The organism is Vibrio sp. S11_S32 (assembly GCF_014694465.1).
GTDB lineage: Bacteria > Pseudomonadota > Gammaproteobacteria > Enterobacterales > Vibrionaceae > Vibrio > Vibrio algicola.
Genome location: NZ_JAAUWS010000051.1, coordinates 1 through 16,909 on the forward strand (window position 1 = coordinate 1; position 16,909 = coordinate 16,909).

Below are 16,909 nucleotides of genomic sequence, written 5' to 3' on the forward strand. Positions count from 1 at the left end.
AAGATGTTGAAGAATATATCCGGTATTACAACCATGAAAGGTTGCATACTACGCTTGGTGATTTAACGCCAATCGACTATGAAAAATTACAAAGTCAGGTGTCCTATTGGGCTTGACCAGAATAGGCTTTTTCGAAGATATGAATACCTTGTTCAAGCTCAGATTCACTGACGGTTAATGGACAGAAGAATTTCACCACTTCGTCATTCGGGCCGGCAGTTTCGATCACCATGCCATTTTCAAAACAATCGCTGGTGATTAAATCAGCCACATCACCGTCTTTACACTCAATACCTTGCATTAAGCCGCGACCTTTAATCCCGACAAATAAGTTTGAATATTGCTTAAGTGTCTTTTGCAGTGCTTTATTTAACTGCGCGGCGCGATCTTTAATATGAGTCTCAAAATCATCATTGTGCCAATAAGTATCAATCGCTTCGGCGGCGGTGATAAAGGCATGGTTGTTACCACGGAAAGTACCGTTATGCTCACCCGGAGCCCATTGGTCTAACTCTGGCTTCATGAGCATGATCGCCATTGGTAAGCCGTAACCACCGATTGATTTTGATAATGTCACCATGTCGGGCTTAATGCCGGCAGGTTCAAAACTAAAGAAGGTACCAGTACGACCACAACCCGCTTGAATGTCATCGACAATCAGCAATACATCGTTGTCTTTACAAATCTTACTTAAACGCTGTAACCATTCATTTGATGCGGCGTTTAAACCACCTTCGCCTTGCACTACCTCAACGAGCGCGGCAGCGGGTTTATCTAGGCCACCTGAGTTATCGTTGAGCATGGTTTCAAATAATGCTAAACCATCGATATCGGCATAACCTTCGTATGGAATACGTGTCACACCAGAGAGCGGCATTGCTGCGCCACCACGATGATGCTGATTACCGGTTGCGGCTAATGCGCCGTAAGAAACTCCGTGGAAACCATTGGTAAAGGCAACGATATTGGTACGATTTTTTACTTTACGCGCCAATTTCATAGCAGACTCAACCGCATTGGTACCAGTTGGGCCGGTGAACTGAACTTTATATTCCAGTTCGCGCGGCTGTAAAATCTTCTCGGTTAAGCTGGTTAGAAAATGCGCTTTAGCTTCTGAATGCATATCTAAACCGTGGGTTAACCCGTCTTGATCGATGTAATCAAGTAATGCTTTTTTGAGAACGGGATTGTTGTGTCCGTAATTCAATGAACCTGCACCGGCAAGAAAATCTAAGTAGCGATCGCCGTTTTCGGTGTGTAGCCAGCAACCTTTTGCAGATGAAAATACAACGGGGAAATTGTTGGCATAACATTGAACGTTTGATTCGTGCTTTTTAAAGATATTCATGTCTGATCCTGTCTTCCATTTCATTTTTATCAATCTATAGATGTGTTTATGCTTCAGATTGATCTGAGTGAATTTGTTTTTATGTTCGATTTAATAAGACGCTTTGTGTTTATTAAGCAATAAAGTTTATTAAGTAATAAAACTAAAGCGTTTTAGCAGCAAGAGTATTAGCTTGCGAGTGGGATATGGAATAAAAATTCGCTGTCATGTTCTCCATCGAAATGACGCTCTTTATCCAAAAATACCGACACATTGCCAGGCGCGCCATCTTCTCGCTCAATTTTGCGAAATAAGCGCCACGAGCCGAGGTTATCTTTGGTAATGGTGGTCTCGATTGCAGACACATCCACTAAACCATCACGCTCAAGCAAAGCTTTAATCATGCGGTACGCTAATCCACAACCGCGACTGTTGGGTGAAACAGCCACTTGCCAAACAAATAATACCGGTTGTTCGGGTGGGGTATTAGGTTTGAGATAAGCGGAAACGAATCCGGCCAATTCACCATTTTTTTCTGCTAACACGCAGGTTTCTTTAAAATGGGAGGTTTGCAAAAAGTTGCAATACGCCGAGTTAGTATCTAAAGGGGGACACGATTCGATCAGATTGTTGACCTTAGTACCATCGCTTATTTCGGGTTTTCTAAATGTCCACTCGTCCTGAGTGCTGGTCACTTTTTCGGGGTGTGCAACCCACGGTGCCGTAATCATCATTGCCCTATTTTTCTTTTTCTCACACCATAAACATTATGGGTGTGGGTTAGTCATTTCAATCAGTGCTCAATTCATCAATGCCTATGAAAATTGTTTAGTGCACTAATCAATTTCGAGTGAGATCATAACGTGCTGATGAATTAATTCAACCCCTAATTTGTTGGGTTAATATGAATTTAATGGCTATTCAATTGTTTTTATTTGATAAATAAGTGTTGATGTATTTATGTTAAAAGATAAGGTAATGATTAGTGATGTAATTAATTTTAAAGGGCTAAAACAAGGCTTAGCCTTTATGTATCGGGGTGGTAGCACAGTTTTCAGTATGATTTTTAGAGAATCATAAAAAATTGATATGAAAACGGGAAAGTGTGAAGTCACAGCAAAAAAAATAATTGGAGAATTGTTGATTATTCATGAAATAAATGATCGAATCTTTAACACTCTCGGCTATAATTAGCTGATTCGGCGTGGTTTTTTGATTGAAAAATTTAAGGATAAATTGAGTTGATTAAGGGATGTATAAATTATTGGGCTCCGGGACTTTACCAATTTAAAGATTACCAACGAGCGTGGTTAGGCGATGATATTCGCGCCTCATTTTCGGTGATCGCGGTGGCCTTACCGGTTGCTATTGCTTATGCCCAATTAACGGGTGTCAGCGCAATTGTTGGTTTGTATTCGTGTGCCCTCCCGATGATTGTGTATGCCTTTTTTGGTACCTCTCGGCAGTTAATTACTGGGCCCGATGCGGCCACTTGCGCTGTGGTGGCCGCAGTAGTTGCTCCGCTTGCAGGGGGCGATCCTGTGGTGTATTGGCAATTAGTGATCACGATGACCTTAATGACTGGAGGATGGTGTTTATTAGCCAGTTATTTCAAATTAGGTATTTTAGCCGACTTCTTATCCCGTCCGATTTTGCTTGGTTTACTAAACGGGGTGGCGATCACCATCATTGTGGGGCAATTTGCCAAAGTATTAGGGCTTAGTTTTAATAAAGATCAGATGCTTGAGCAATTGATTGAGACGCCTTTAATGCTGACTAATGTGCAATGGCAAACGGTGATGATCAGTGCGGCGACTGCCATTATCTATTTTGTGTGCAAGCGGTTTAAACCAACTTGGCCGGCGGCGATGTTTGCCATTGCTTTGGCCGCGTTGGCAACTTGGGCTGGGCAGTTAAATAATTTTGGTGTCGATATTGTGGGTACTGTTGATGGCGGTTTTCCAGTATTCCAAGCGCCATTATTTAGTCTTGCTGATGGTCAAGAATTGGTGATGCCTGCTTTTAACTTGGCAATGGTGAGCTTTGTGAGCATGATGCTGACCGCGCGTAGTTTTGCGGCTAAAAATGGCTATGAGATTGATGCAGATAAAGAATTTAGAGCGCTAGGCTTTGCGAATATTGCTTCTGCCTTGTCGTCTGGTTTTGCGATTAGTGGCGCTGATTCTCGTACTGCGGTTAATGATGCCAATGGTGGTAAATCGCAATTGGTGTCTATTATTGCCGGGGTCAGTATTGGTTTAATTGCCATTTTTGCCTACCAGCCACTGGAATTCATTCCGATTGCAGCACTCGGTATGGTGTTGATCATTGCTTCATTCTCACTGCTTGATCTTAAAGGGCTGTGGGCGTTAAGACGGCGAGATAAAAGCGCTTTTTACTTAGCTGTGACCACCTTTATTGCGGTATTGGCGATTGGTGTTATTCCGGGTATTACTTTGGCTGTTTTGCTTGGTTTATTCCAATTTGTACGAATTGTGATGCGCCCGAGCGATCAAATCTTAGGCCTGAGTGATCAAGGGCGAGTAAGAACGATCGACAGTGGCAATAAAGCCAAGCCTATCCCTGGGTTGCTGATTTATCGCTTTAACTCACCATTAACCTATTTCAACGCGCCATACTTTAAACGTCAGTTGTTAAAGCATGTTTATTTGACTGATAAGAAAGATCTAAGCTGCGTGATCATTGATTCGGTGGCCTGTTTTACGCACATGGATGTCAGTGTCATGTCGATGATCAGTGACTTGCAAATACAGCTTAAAAAACAAGGGGTTCGTTTGATTTTGGCAGGGCGTAAACGTCAGTTACGATCTTGGTGCGATGTCATGGGGATACCCGTCGGGGATGGCGGTATTATTATTCGTTCCGATATGTATCTTGCCATCAAATTAAGTGCGTGTTACCGAGAGGCGGTTGCGGAAGGTAATATCGTCGAATTGCAAAGAAACGAATATCACAAACAAGAAGCGGATACGAATATTTCGGCCGAAATTTAAAGGCTTTATTTGTTGATTTAAATAGTAAAAATTGAACACGCCTTATTGATGCACTTATTTCATCATTAAGGCGTTTTTTTATTTTTTTGTAAGATCACCAGCAAAATTCCGCCTAAAATCATCAAAGAGGCGACCACAAACGATAAGGTGATCGGCTCGGCAATCAATATCATGCCACCTAGCGCCGCGATCACCGGAACCAGTAATTGTACCACGCCCGCTTGAGTGGCGCTTAATCCTCGCAACGCCACATACCATAATGCATACCCTATGCCGGATGTGACTGCCCCTGATGTTATCGCCAATAATGTCCCATCAAAGCTTAATTGAGGGGGGATAAAGATAAAAACCAATAATAACAATAAGCTGAAAGGCAAGCTGCGGATGAAATTTCCGCTGGTATCGCATAAAGGATCATCGCATTGCTTGCCACGAATGGTATAACCTGCCCATGCAATACCAGCAATCGACATCAACACAAAACCACTTAAAGATGGCGAACTTAAGTTGGGTAAAACTAAGTATAAGAAGCCACAAAAAGCTAACGCAATGCCCAATAATTCTGCCGTTTTTAATTTAGCGCCAGTGAGTGATGAGTATAAAATCATGGTGACTTGTACTGCGCCAAATAAGATCAACGCCCCAACCCCAGTATCGAGCGAGAGATAAGCGATAGAGAAGGTGACCGCATACAGAAATAACATCAAGGCCGATAGCCAACTGCCTTGAGCTTTAGAATGGTTGTTTTTGTCCGAGCTGGTGGCAGCAGAAAAGACGTTTCGACCTTGTAATACCAACCACAACATCATCGCGCCAGAGGTTAAGCGAATAATGGTAAAACTGTATGGATCTAAGTGAGCCACGGTTAATGCCAAACGGCCTAGTACCGAATTAGCCGCAAAGGCGATCAGCGCAATAACGGTGAATAGCACTGTGATGGAGAGGGTTTGAGGCTTGGCCATAATATGCAAACTCTTAAAGCTAGTCTTGTGGTTGAGAGGTAAAGTATCACACTAAATGTTTACATAGGCTTATGGATTGCTGGTTTATTCATTTTTCCATAAGATGCAAAGTGAAATATTCTCATAAAATTGTTATTTCCTAAATCGGATACGTTGGAGAGTTAGCATGAACAAAATTAACTTAGTGAAACAGCTGATCAACGAAGTTAACCGCTTACATCTTCAATTTTTTCGCGATTATTTTGAAGCTGGCAGAATTGAGCCAATGAATCTATTTTGCACGATTAGCAAGGTGCCAGTTAACCACATTTACACTTATCGCTTAACTTTGCATGAAAGCATTAATGATTATTTAATGACGGCGGATATTGATATCAAATATTTTTATCGAGTAAAAACGCGTGAAAGTATTGATGATAAAATCAGTCGATATTCAATGCGCGACGATCAATACCCCGTCAATAATTGGCTTAACGATATTTTTGGTGCACGGGTTATCTTAAGTGCGGATGAAATAGAATCTATCATGGAACAACTTGATGGTTGGCAAGAAGAGCTGAATCTTAAAAATTGGTACTTACGTGATAAAGAAGGTTATCGCGGTCTACATGTTTATTTCAAAAATAAATCTAATTTTTATTTCCCTTGGGAATTACAAATCTGGGATATCAACGATTTACAAAGTAACATTGAAAACCATGAAAAATTCAAACGTTCTTTTATGTGTTAGTTGATAAGAAACTAACACATATTTGTATCTCGTATCCCATTTTGATGGACATTCCATTTCAGATTGAATCTTAATGATCCATTGAATGTTCGTCGCTCATCTCGCCTTTTTTATGCTCACCGTGATGCGACATATTTTTCATGCCTGCCATGACTTTTTTGACCGGAACGGTTAATTCTTCCGTGTCACCATTGGCATAAGTAAGCGTTACACTAATGGTTTTCCCCTCGACTAATGGCTGTTTTACATTCAGCAGCATGATATGAAAACTTCCCGGTTTTAACACTAACTCACCGTTTGATGGCAATGGTATGTTGTTTACCTGGCGCATTTTCATCATGTCGCCATTCATTTCAACCGTATGAAGTTCGACTTTTTCAGCTGCATCACTGGAAGCGGAAACTAAGCTTCGGTCTTTATCTTGATGATTTTCAATGGTCATAAACACGGCGCTATTAACCGCATTTGGCGGCGTGGCTCGGGCATAAGGATTGTCGTATTTTAACCCATCATGAGCCAAGGCTGAGGCACTTAAAAGTAGCGCACTAAGAGAAAGAGTCGCGAGTGAGGCTGCTTTACATTTCATTATGAGTTTTCCTTTTCTAATTGCTCAATAGCAACAATGATCGGTTGTGGGTTGAGGGTATGTGGTACTTTTTTAAGCAAGGTACCATCGGGTTTTAAAAAGTAGAAATAAGAACTGTGATCGATGGTGTATTTTAATGCCGAATCTTTCAGCTCGGTTTTTTGAAATATCACTCCATAGCGATGTGCCAAGCTGGAAATATTGTCGACAGAGCCTGAAAATCCTTCAATGTTTGGGTGAAAGTAATGGGCGTATTTTTGAGCATCGGTGCCAGAGTCGCGCTCAGGGTCGAGAGTAATAAACATGGGGCGGATTTTATCTAACTCCGCTTGAGGCAGTTGTTTTAAAGCCGCAGACAACATGGCCAGTGAGGTTGGGCACACATCTGGACAGCGAGTAAAACCAAAATACACCACTCGGATACGCGGATCTTGCGGGTCAAAAATATTCACCTCTTTGCCGTCATCGGCTTGCAATACAGTGCTGTTTGATAAGGTGGAATTTTTTGCGCTATTTAAGGCTGAATTGCTGAGATATAAATTCGCCCCCACTCCAATCATAAAGGCTAAAATCAATAAAATAATCCAAGACTTCTTCATTTTTCCATCCTAACTGACGTGTAAATTTTTTGTTGGTGGCTATCGGTTAAAGAGCCAATCCAAGTCATTTTAGTGTAGGTGCAAATTGGCAAAACAATACTTCCTTGATAACTGCCATCTTTTTGTTTGAGCACGGGGAATTTCACCACGCCGAGATCCATTTCTAACCCGCGTAGGGTAAGCATTAACTTATCGCTGGTTTGATTCGGCCACTCGACCTTAATATGTGTTTCGTCTAACGGGCGAACAATATCGTTATCTAAGGTGATATTGACATTATTTTGTTGGCATGTAGTGGTGGATAAGGCGCAATAACGCGATAAATCCCACTTAGGTGCGGTCGATGTGAAAGCCGTATTTTGCTTAATAAAGGAATAAAAACTGGGGGCGTAAAAACCAACCACTAAAGCTATTCCAATCAATAAAATCGGAATAAATTTAGAGGCGTTACTTGGCTTACTTGAGGCTGAGTTTGCTGACAATTCCCTGTCCTATCAATATGGTGACTGATAATGATGTTACCATAAGGTATCAAATGGAGCAGTATTTGTTATTGGTTTGTGAGCTAATGGTTCCATAATAAAACGCCCAGATTCAATCGAAACTAGGCGGTGTCTATTTGAGTGTGTCACTTCAGATATTAATCGTGTTGAGCAAACTTCTCCAGCAGCCACACCACTAAGATCCCACCTAACATACATACGATGGACAGTAACAATTGCGAAGGTTGCCCCATGGTATGTTCAAAGGTGGTTGGCAATAAGTTGTGTTGCAGCAGTGGCACTTTTTCGCCATGAGAATTGACCATCCAGCTGACGGTTTCTTTCCACGGCCAAATTTTTGGTAGTGTGCCCACCATTAAGCCCGTTAAGAAAATCAAAGTGGCATCGCGGTGTCGTTTTAATAGCCAAGCCAGTAGGTGTGAAAAGGTTAATAAACCACATACCGCGCCAATCGCAAATAAGCTAATAATGCCAAGGTCGAGAGATTTCACCGCCGCTAAAATGGTTGGATAAATACCCAACAGCAATAGAATAAAGCTGCCTGAAATACCCGGCAAAATCATGGCGCAAATGGCAATACCACCGGCAATAATTAAATTAATCGGATTGGCTTGCATATTTAATGGTTGTAGAACAGTGATGGAGTAGGCGAGAGCCACCCCTAGCGCCAAGAAAATCAAATAGCTGAGTTTTCGGCCTTCTACTTGTTTTAAAATATGCACCACAGAAATTAAAATCAAACCAAAGAAGAATGACCATAACGGAATAGGGTGGGTCACCAAGAGCCAAGAAATCAATTTGGCTAAGGTTAAGATGCTGGTTAAAATGCCACCAAATAGTGCGACTAGAAATCCGGCATTGATGTGCAGCAGAACCGCTTTAAAACCTTCACGCTTCCATAAACCCAATAGGCTAGGGTTAATTTTTTGAATGCTGCCAAGTAAGGTGTCGTAAATGCCAGTAATAAAGGCAATCGTACCGCCTGAAACACCAGGAACAACATCCGCTGCGCCCATCGCAACGCCTTTGAGGTAAGTATAGAAATAGTTCATTGACCAGAATACCGTTAACTGAAAGGCGATGCGGATCATCACCTTGATTTAGATGCGTAGGTTGTCACGCTTTCCGCATAAAGAAAAGTCATTTGATGGTCAATTTTTATGAATGAGGCAAATTGAAGGCAATTGTGGAATTACTGAAACGCCCACCAAAACGCTTGATAGAAAGCATCTTTGGCATTTTTCTCAATCACTAAGCCGTTGGATGACAATAAACGATCAAATGGCCAGGTCATTACTTCTTGAACCGACACTCTGAGTCTGGCTTTGTTTTTAAACTTTCGACGTTGATAAAAAGGCAGCTTGAGTTCGTGATTTACCCCTTGTGCCAAGGTCAGTATCTTTTGCCCAGTCGGTAAGTGAGGTTGGATCGCAATCAGGTTATTACTGACAAATAAGGTGCGGCTGATGGGATCGCAAAAAATCATTTTATTAGGATGATCGTCACTCACAATTGAGGTCTGTAGCAGTTGGCCTTGCCATAGTTTAGGAGTGCGATGGGATAAAACGTCATCAAATTTGAGATCGGTACGCTTTTCAATTAAGGCATGAGTGGCGTAAAAATAGGCTTTAGAATAAGCCAACCACCATTCAGATAAGTATTGATGGTAGCTCGCGGTGGGGGAAATGATGGCTTTAACGGTGCCAAGTTTGGATAACTCTAATTGTTTTTGCGTATTGAGTTCAATCGGAGAGATCACCAACAATTTATCTTGTTCGAGTTTCACCACGATCATACGCTGAATATGCGTTAATCCAAACTTTCGATATGGCATATCCTCATACCATACTCGATCTTTTTGCCATTCAATCAACATCAAACTTGCTTCCTGCAAATTAAAAACCCAATTCAGTGTATAGGATCATAGCTAGTGGAGTCAGCGTGTTTTTACCAATAAGCGAACTTCTATCAAATTTATTAATAACTCTTTTTAAGATCGTTGTTTTTGCTGTGTTAACTGGCTATCTTTTCATCAAAAGAGAGTATGAGAATGTTATGAATAATATTGAAATGTCGCTTTATCAAGCCGCAATTAATCTTATTGAATCACGTTACCCTGCAGGTTGGGGTGGTGCGGCAGCGATTCGAACTGAGTCGGGTAAGATACTGACCAGCATCGCGCCAGATGTTAAAAATGATGGCTTATCACTGTGTATGGAGGTGGGGGCTTATTTAGAAGCGCATAAACTCAATGAACGAGTGACTCATTCACTGTGTCTATGTCGTGAAGATGAAAACAGCAAATTTTTAATATTGACGCCGTGCGGTATTTGCCAAGAACGGCTAGTGCATTGGGGCGGTGATGTACAAGCTGCGATCACCACTGCTGATAATAAACTGGTCTTTAAGTCTATTCGAGAACTGATGCCTCATCATTGGTCTTTGGTGAATGGTGACACACTTTAATTTTGTCGTTTAGCGCAGAGCCTGTATTGTATTTGGATGATAAATAACCAGTAAGGATGCCGGTATCATGTTTTGGTTACTATTTTTTTGCACTGTGCTATGCGTGATTTTTTGTGTTGTACCTTTGTCTCGTCACCCTCACTGGATAGTGCGAGCCATGGACTTTCCTCGGCTACAAATTGCTCTTTTCTTGACTTTTTTAGTGATTGCCGATGTAGTATTTCTCGACTTTAATTTGGGGAGCAGTTGGACTTTACTATTGACATCGATGGTATGTTTAAGTTGGCAACTGTGGTGGATTTTGCCTTATACCCCTTTGTGGAAAAAAGAAGTAAAAACCGCGAGAGATCATCGCCCTGACAGTGAAGTTAGCATCTTAACCGCGAATGTATTAACGCCTAACCGCAATGCTGAGGCGTTAATTGAGTTGGTGAGGGAGCATAAACCGGATGTATTGGTCACATTGGAGTCGGATCAATGGTGGCAAGATCAGCTGGTAGAACTGAGTGATGAGATGGGTTATAGCATTAAGTGTCCATTGGATAACCTTTATGGCATGCATGTTTTTTCACGTTTTCCGCTCGAAGATCCTACGATTTCTTTTTTAATTGAAGAGGATGTTCCCTCTATTCATGCTTTATTAGTATTACCCACGGGCGATAAGATTCGGGTTCATTTCCTGCATCCTGCACCGCCAAGCCCAACTGAAAATGAAGAATCGACAGAGCGAGATGCAGAGTTGGTGATCGTCGGTCGAAGTGTAGCGGAAAGTGATTTACCCATCATAGTCACGGGGGATCTTAACGATGTGGCATGGTCGGCCACTACTCGGCTGTTTAGAAAAATTAGTGGCTTACTCGATCCACGAGTTGGGAGAGGGATGTTTAATACCTTTCATGTCGATTATTTCTTTTTACGTTGGCCGTTGGATCATCTTTTCCATAGTGAGCATTTTACTTTGAAATCGATTCAGCGTTTACCATCTATTGGATCGGATCATTTCTCTTTGCTTACTCGACTTGTCTATAATCCTGCTTATGGCTCAAATCAAGAAGGATTAGAGGCGGATGTTGCGGATAGACAATGGGCACAAGATATCAATCAGCAACAAGAATCGAATAAAAATGATGTGCCAAGTTTCAGAGATTAACAGTTCAATTTAAACGTGTTCATCGGTTAGCAAACTTAGCTCAGCACAGCACTTATTAACTTAAGGGGTGTTGGATAATGACGGCTTACCTTTCTTTAACCACTTGCCCCACGGTAGTATCAGTACTGCGAAGATACTGATCGCATACAACATACTCCAACCTAAACATAGAAATACTACGCTGCATAATAAGGTTGAGAACCCTGCGAGATATTTTGCCCAACCAGTCAATAATCGATAGGCCGATAACATCGCAAGCAAATACAGCAACACAAAGACGCTGTTCGCCAGTTTGACTAAAGTTTCTAAATCGAGATTGGTGAGGTGTCCAAAGGTGATAGATAAAAACAGCACTACCGCTACAGCGTATGTCGCGGTAGTGGGCACGCCACGTTTGGATAAATGGGTTAAGCGACTGCTGGGTTTATAGTCTCGAGCTTGTGACCAAACCAAACGTATCATGCTTTGGGTGTATAAATTAATACTGGCAAAACAAGCGAAATAGCCAATCACCGTGATAACGGCGGCCAGTTTATTGCCAAGTAACTGTTCGCTTAACCAAGGGATTGAACTGTGGGCGGAAATATTGGGCTCAAAGGCATGAAATTTTAAGATCACTACCGAACATGCCCAGTAAATAAAGCCGGCCACAAAACAACCCAGAATGATCGCGATAGGAAAATCTCGTTGCGGATTTTTAAACTCTTCTCCCATGTGGGTAAAAGCTTCAATCCCAACAAAGCACCAAAACATCACCGCTAATGCAGTACCAATCGGCAGTATGGCTGAAGAATTTAAGCTCGGCATCGAAATATCATCTAAACCAATATGCCCTTGCCAAAAGAACACTCCAACCAGCGCAAAAATACTCAAAGCAATTAAAGTCTGAAAATGGGACGAAGACTTACTGCCCATTAAAGTGATAGTCAAAATAAGCACGATGGTAAGCAATTCGGCTAAATAATGGCCGTTTAAAAAACCGATACCATGGCTAAGAAAGTTAGGTAATAACGCATGCCCAAATCCGCCGGCTAAGGTGATAGCGGCGGGCAAACCGACTGGAAGCACACTTAAAAATAACCAAGCGACACTGCGTTCGGTTTTCGGATTAAAAGCCTGACGGACAAAATAAGCTGTGCCACCGGCATTAGGATAACGTTGTCCTAAAATGGCAAAAGTGAGAGCGATAGGGCAAATGGCAATAAATAGAATTAGCCATGCCCACAGTGACCAAGTGCCTGCTAAGTTGGCGGCAATTGCGGGGATCATAAATAACCCAGTGCCGAGTAAAGTGGTCGATAGCTGACCAATACCACCGAGCAGGGTAATGTCTTGTTTTAATTGTTGGGTCACATTGATCTCATTAGGCTGAAATTTGGGCTAAGCGCTCAAGGGTATTACATTAAATTCAAGCTTGAAAGCAGCATAATGCCTAAGCTGCAAGTAACAATCGATCCGATTGTGGTTAACGCAATAATATTGGCGGCTAAGGTCGCGCTTCCTCCCATCGAGCGTGCCATGACATAACTGGCTGCAGCGGTAGGGGCGGCGCTCATAAAGAAGATAATACCCAACTCTTGATTGTTGAAACCAAAATAATAAGCCGTAATGGTGATAAATAATGGCGCTAAAATCAGTTTGTAACCGGTGGCGATAATGTTCGGAAATCGGTCATGTTTAAGTTCACGAATGTTAAGTGACCCCCCTGTGCATAATAGCGCCAGTGGCAGTGTCATATTGGCAAAATATTGCCCAGCATGGGTGATGATTTCTGGTACAGGAATACTTAATGTATAGACAATGAGAGCCAATAAAATTGAAAGTATCAAAGGGTTTTTCGCCATTGACTTTATCATGCCAAGATACGCCTTAGCGTTTGAATTTTCTCCTTTAGGAGTAAGAGCAATAACCGCGAGAATGTTATATAGCATGGTCAAAGAAGCCACATAAACGGCAGCGATAGCCACACCGGTTTCACCATAAGCGTTGGCGACATAGGCTAAAGCAATAATTGCCGTATTTGCTCGAAACCCACCCTGAACCACGACGCCTTTTTGACTAGGATCTTTAATAAAAAAGCGAACAGTAAAAGCGGTAAACAGAAAAAAGAGTGTATTGCTTATTACGCCAAACATGACTAACGGGATGCTTTCAGTGCCAATTGAGGTTGAGTTGATAATACTTAAAAAAAGCATCGCAGGTAAGGTGACTTTAAACACCAGTTTAGAGGCCACATCAATAAAATTATCATTGATCACCTCAAAACGACGCAATACCACCCCAAGTAGGATCATCAAGCATATTGGGCCGGTAATCGAGGCCGAAAAAGCGAAGTGTTGTATTAGTTCATTCATGCTTGATCCGTAAAATAATTGAAAAACGGTGCTAGATTGGAGAAAAAGACAGATTCCAGTATAAATAATACAAATAAAAAAGATATTATGTTCAAGATAGTATCAGTAAAACGGCAATTAACTTAATTTTAACAAATTCCATTATTATTAATTCTCTCAATATGATATTACTTGTGAAGATATGACAATGCACCCAGTTTAAAAAGACATGAGATCACTTTATGAGCAATAAGATTTACTTTAATACTCCCGGTCGCTTTAGTGTTAAGCGCAGCATGGTGAATGTGACCACACGTTTACATCATACGATTGCTCGTAAACATGCGATTAAAACTGCCAAAAAACTGCTGTTAACTCCAGCGCGATTAAAGGCGAAAAACCCAGATCCACAAAATCTGATCCGAGGCAAAGTCGCGTGCGAAGAAGGACCACTGGCCACTTACTCATTAGGGGAAGGGCCGGTATGGCTGATCACGCATGGTTGGTCGGGCTCGACATCGCAATTTTTTCCTTTAATGGAGCATATTGCCGCGCAAGGGTTTACCGCTTTAGCCTTTGATTACGCAGGGCATGGTGAAAGTGGTGGGCGTTATGGCCATTTACCCGCTTTTGTTAATGCAATGGATGCGATGGCAGATTCTGTTGATAATATTGCCGGTATCGTCGCTCATAGCATGGGCAGCGCCGCGGTTTTAGAATCGAAACATCGCAATTTAAAAGACAAGCCTTTGTTGCTTGTAGCCCCGGTCGTCAATTATCTTGATAACTTAATGCTGATGATCCAACGCTCTGGTTTTTCGATTAAATTATTTAATGAAGTGATTTCAGAAGTGGAAAGCCAATATCAATATCCTTTGCAAAGTATCGATCCACAAAAACGTTTAATCGAGCGTCAAGCACCTACTATGATCGTGCATGACAGCGAGGATAAGTTTGCCAACCATAGTATTAGTGTTGAAATGAGTGAGCAAAGTCAATGGGTCGATTTGATTAGCGTGCAAGGGTATGGACATAACCGAATCATGAAAGCCGACGAAACCATGCAAGCCTTTGAGCGCTTGGTGGAAAAATCGTTATTAAAGTGAGTAAAACTCCGCACTAATAAAAATAAATCTTGAGTACGTATCCAAGCTCAGATAAAAAGAAATGTCCATTTATTAGATTCAAGTATGACAAGTCAATTTATTAAGGAAGTCAAAATGATCAAGGAAAGTACTTACTTTGAAGGTTCAGTAAAATCATTAGGTTTTACTCAAGCCGATGGCGATAGCAGTGTTGGTGTGATGGCGGCTGGTGAATACACCTTTGGCACCGCCGCGCCAGAGAAAATGACGGTAGTAAAAGGTGCGCTAACGGTAAAATTACCAGGCACTGAAGCATGGGTTACTTATGAAGCAGGACAAGCCTTTGATGTCATTGGTGACTCATCGTTTGATTTAAGAGTAGCGACTCCCACCGCTTACTTGTGTGAATATCTATAAACGATAAATTTCAATTTTTTCTCTATAAAAACGAGCGACGAAAGTGGATCACTTTGTGGCTCGTTTTTTTATGCCATACCAATTTCGTTTAATATTTTATCAATTTGAATACGCCGAAAAGGCTCTGATCCATCCTTGGTCGCTTGAGAAAAGGCCATTCATGGCCTTTGACACTTTTCTCTGTACTCAATTTTGAACGATCATTCAATTGATTGAATTAGTATCAGTAAAGATGGAAAGAGAATCGATAAACCTGACACAAAATTGAACCAAGATCACGCTTTCCGGTCTATGATTGCGATTAGTTACATTATTATCATTACTTATTTTATCTAAAGCCGGAGAGCCGATGTCTATTACAACCTTAGATCCAAAAACTGCCTTAATCGTGATTGATTTACAAACAGGAATTTTGGCCCTGCCAACTTGCCACGATACCGATCCTGTGGTGGAAAAATCATGTCAGTTAGTGACGGCTTTTCGTGACAAAAATCTACCGGTCGTTCTTGTTAATGTTGCGGCAGGTGCGCCGGGTCGTACCGATCAAGGCGCTTCACATGGTGAGTTCCCAGCCGACTTTATACAACTGGATGCGCGTTTAAATGTACAAGCAAGCGATCACCTTGTGACTAAAAAAACATGGGGCGGATTTGTTAATACCGACCTTGATCAATATTTAAAAGCGCAAGGCGTTACTCAAGTTGTGATCGTCGGTGTAGCGACCAGCATTGGCGTGGAATCAACTGCTCGTCAAGCATGGGAGCTGGGTTATAACGTGACTTTAGCGACAGATGCAATGACAGATTTAAATCTTGATACCCATAATAATAGCGTGAACTTAATCTTCCCTCGCATGGCTGAAACTGGTTCGACTCAAGATGTTTTAACCCTGATTGAGCAGATCTAAAATCTAAAGTGGGCAGTTAAGTATCTAAGCCGTGTCTCTTGAGATCACTTAGCTATCCGCTGTTTCATTATGTTATCGTTTATGGCTTTATGTTATTATTTTTTGTTGAAGATCATCTGAAGTATTAAGATGTTACTGATTTAAAAGCATGAAGTCATAAAGGATTATTATGAATGCGATGGCGGCGATACGTCCCCTAATACTGCTGTGTGTTAGTTCCTTTTTTTTTAATGGCCAGTCACGGACTGAGTGGCTTGTTATTACCCGCTAAGCATTTCAGAAACCTTTGATCGCGCCTTAAAAACTCAGTTAGTGCCAGTGTTGTCAGGCTTGCTTTGTATTTATGCGGTCGGCTCGATTATTGGTCCATACACCGCCTCTGTCGCGATGCAATATTGGGGTAATGATGCGCTATTTGGAGTGTTCATCTTACTTGAATTGAGCTTGGTTATTTTTATCTTGTATCGAATGTCGGTGCGCCAGGCGCGTCCAGTGGAAGATCAAGAAAGCTTTGTGATGCACAGTCCATCAGCTATTACGGAAGAGTTGGATCCCCGTGTTGAATATCAAGAGCACTCTCAACCCTTTGAGCTCGCGTATGAAGAATTAGTAAGTTTACTCGATAAAGATAATCTTGATGAGAATAGTAATGAAGCGGTGCGTTATTTGCGTTCTGTCTCACTAGAAGAGCCTGATTGGGTGGTAATGCCGATCATTTAAGATCTTAAAATAGTGGTTGAACGATCCTATAGCTGTGTAAAAATCCTAGCATATTTAATATGCTAGGATTTTTTATGGACGTTTCTCAAGCGCTTAATGTCATCAATAAT

The 16,909-nt window shown here is 41.6% G+C and carries 19 protein-coding genes; 9 read left to right on the forward strand and 10 right to left on the reverse strand.

Annotation, left to right across the window (positions count from 1 at the left end):
• Positions 1–116: IS3 family transposase (locus HC723_RS14610; RefSeq protein WP_190339605.1), on the forward strand; the 116-nt coding region annotated here is incomplete at its 5' end.
• On the opposite strand, the gene ectB is transcribed toward HC723_RS14610, so the two are convergent.
• Together ectB and ectA are read right to left on the reverse strand one after the other, a co-directional pair.
• Positions 104–1,348: a diaminobutyrate--2-oxoglutarate transaminase gene (gene ectB, locus HC723_RS14615; protein ID WP_190339606.1), complete on the reverse strand. Its 1,245-nt coding sequence runs from the start codon at positions 1,346–1,348 to the stop codon at positions 104–106. The genes HC723_RS14610 and ectB overlap by 13 nt on opposite strands.
• Before the next feature lie 167 nt (positions 1,349–1,515).
• Positions 1,516–2,061, reverse strand: a complete 546-nt coding sequence (ectA, locus tag HC723_RS14620; RefSeq protein ID WP_190339607.1) for a diaminobutyrate acetyltransferase — start codon at positions 2,059–2,061, stop codon at positions 1,516–1,518.
• A 507-nt stretch (positions 2,062–2,568) separates the two neighbouring features.
• Between ectA and HC723_RS14625 the strand changes: the two genes are divergently transcribed.
• Positions 2,569–4,341 (forward strand): SulP family inorganic anion transporter, encoded by a 1,773-nt coding sequence (locus HC723_RS14625; protein WP_190339608.1) that lies wholly within the window; start codon positions 2,569–2,571, stop codon positions 4,339–4,341.
• A 65-nt stretch (positions 4,342–4,406) separates the two neighbouring features.
• On the opposite strand, the gene HC723_RS14630 is transcribed toward HC723_RS14625, so the two are convergent.
• A complete protein-coding gene (locus HC723_RS14630; RefSeq protein ID WP_178306534.1) occupies positions 4,407–5,303 on the reverse strand; it encodes a DMT family transporter in 897 nt (298 codons plus the stop codon).
• A gap of 166 nt (positions 5,304–5,469) precedes the next feature.
• Here HC723_RS14630 and HC723_RS14635 point away from each other — a divergent pair, with 166 nt between their 5' ends.
• The gene (locus HC723_RS14635) at positions 5,470–6,033 is read left to right on the forward strand and encodes a GTP pyrophosphokinase (protein ID WP_190339609.1); all 564 of its coding nucleotides are present in this window, start codon (positions 5,470–5,472) and stop codon (positions 6,031–6,033) included.
• A 70-nt stretch (positions 6,034–6,103) separates the two neighbouring features.
• Here HC723_RS14635 and HC723_RS14640 read toward each other — a convergent pair whose 3' ends face one another.
• The 5 genes from HC723_RS14640 to HC723_RS14660 form a co-directional block, all read right to left on the reverse strand.
• On the reverse strand, positions 6,104–6,619 hold the full coding sequence (locus tag HC723_RS14640; RefSeq protein ID WP_153448917.1) for a copper chaperone PCu(A)C: 516 nt from the start codon (positions 6,617–6,619) through the stop codon (positions 6,104–6,106).
• The gene (locus HC723_RS14645; protein ID WP_190339610.1) at positions 6,619–7,218 is read right to left on the reverse strand and encodes an SCO family protein; all 600 of its coding nucleotides are present in this window, start codon (positions 7,216–7,218) and stop codon (positions 6,619–6,621) included. The genes HC723_RS14640 and HC723_RS14645 overlap by 1 nt, the downstream gene beginning before the upstream one ends.
• Entirely contained in the window at positions 7,215–7,700 is a 486-nt protein-coding gene (locus tag HC723_RS14650; protein ID WP_190339611.1) for a hypothetical protein, read from the reverse strand. Before HC723_RS14650 ends, HC723_RS14645 begins: the two co-directional genes overlap by 4 nt.
• 158 nt (positions 7,701–7,858) lie before the next feature.
• Positions 7,859–8,773 carry a DUF368 domain-containing protein gene (locus tag HC723_RS14655; RefSeq protein ID WP_190339612.1) on the reverse strand — a complete coding sequence of 305 codons (915 nt, stop codon included), beginning with the start codon at positions 8,771–8,773 and terminating at the stop codon, positions 7,859–7,861.
• 140 nt (positions 8,774–8,913) lie between these two features.
• Positions 8,914–9,597 carry a hypothetical protein gene (locus HC723_RS14660; protein WP_153448914.1) on the reverse strand — a complete coding sequence of 228 codons (684 nt, stop codon included), beginning with the start codon at positions 9,595–9,597 and terminating at the stop codon, positions 8,914–8,916.
• A 179-nt stretch (positions 9,598–9,776) separates the two neighbouring features.
• On the opposite strand from HC723_RS14660, the gene HC723_RS14665 reads away from it, so the two are divergent.
• Positions 9,777–10,187, forward strand: coding sequence for a cytidine deaminase (locus tag HC723_RS14665; RefSeq protein ID WP_153448913.1), 411 nt, complete (start codon positions 9,777–9,779; stop codon positions 10,185–10,187).
• Positions 10,188–10,344: 157 nt separating this feature from the next.
• Positions 10,345–11,337, forward strand: a complete 993-nt coding sequence (locus HC723_RS14670; protein WP_203218782.1) for an endonuclease/exonuclease/phosphatase family protein — start codon at positions 10,345–10,347, stop codon at positions 11,335–11,337.
• A gap of 60 nt (positions 11,338–11,397) precedes the next feature.
• Here HC723_RS14670 and yjeH read toward each other — a convergent pair whose 3' ends face one another.
• Positions 11,398–12,690 (reverse strand): L-methionine/branched-chain amino acid transporter, encoded by a 1,293-nt coding sequence (gene yjeH / locus HC723_RS14675; RefSeq protein ID WP_153448911.1) that lies wholly within the window; start codon positions 12,688–12,690, stop codon positions 11,398–11,400.
• Positions 12,691–12,734: 44 nt separating this feature from the next.
• Positions 12,735–13,691, reverse strand: coding sequence for an AEC family transporter (locus tag HC723_RS14680; protein ID WP_153448910.1), 957 nt, complete (start codon positions 13,689–13,691; stop codon positions 12,735–12,737).
• A gap of 221 nt (positions 13,692–13,912) precedes the next feature.
• Between HC723_RS14680 and HC723_RS14685 the strand changes: the two genes are divergently transcribed.
• From HC723_RS14685 to HC723_RS14700, 4 genes are all read left to right on the forward strand, one after another.
• Complete coding sequence (locus HC723_RS14685; protein ID WP_153448909.1) at positions 13,913–14,776, forward strand: alpha/beta hydrolase; 864 nt, start codon at positions 13,913–13,915, stop codon at positions 14,774–14,776.
• Positions 14,777–14,890: 114 nt separating this feature from the next.
• Complete coding sequence (gene ppnP, locus HC723_RS14690) at positions 14,891–15,172, forward strand: pyrimidine/purine nucleoside phosphorylase (protein ID WP_153448908.1); 282 nt, start codon at positions 14,891–14,893, stop codon at positions 15,170–15,172.
• A 349-nt stretch (positions 15,173–15,521) separates the two neighbouring features.
• The gene (locus tag HC723_RS14695; RefSeq protein ID WP_190339614.1) at positions 15,522–16,079 is read left to right on the forward strand and encodes an isochorismatase family protein; all 558 of its coding nucleotides are present in this window, start codon (positions 15,522–15,524) and stop codon (positions 16,077–16,079) included.
• Positions 16,080–16,328: 249 nt separating this feature from the next.
• Positions 16,329–16,799 (forward strand): hypothetical protein, encoded by a 471-nt coding sequence (locus tag HC723_RS14700; RefSeq protein WP_190339615.1) that lies wholly within the window; start codon positions 16,329–16,331, stop codon positions 16,797–16,799.
• Positions 16,800–16,909: the final 110 nt, after the last annotated feature.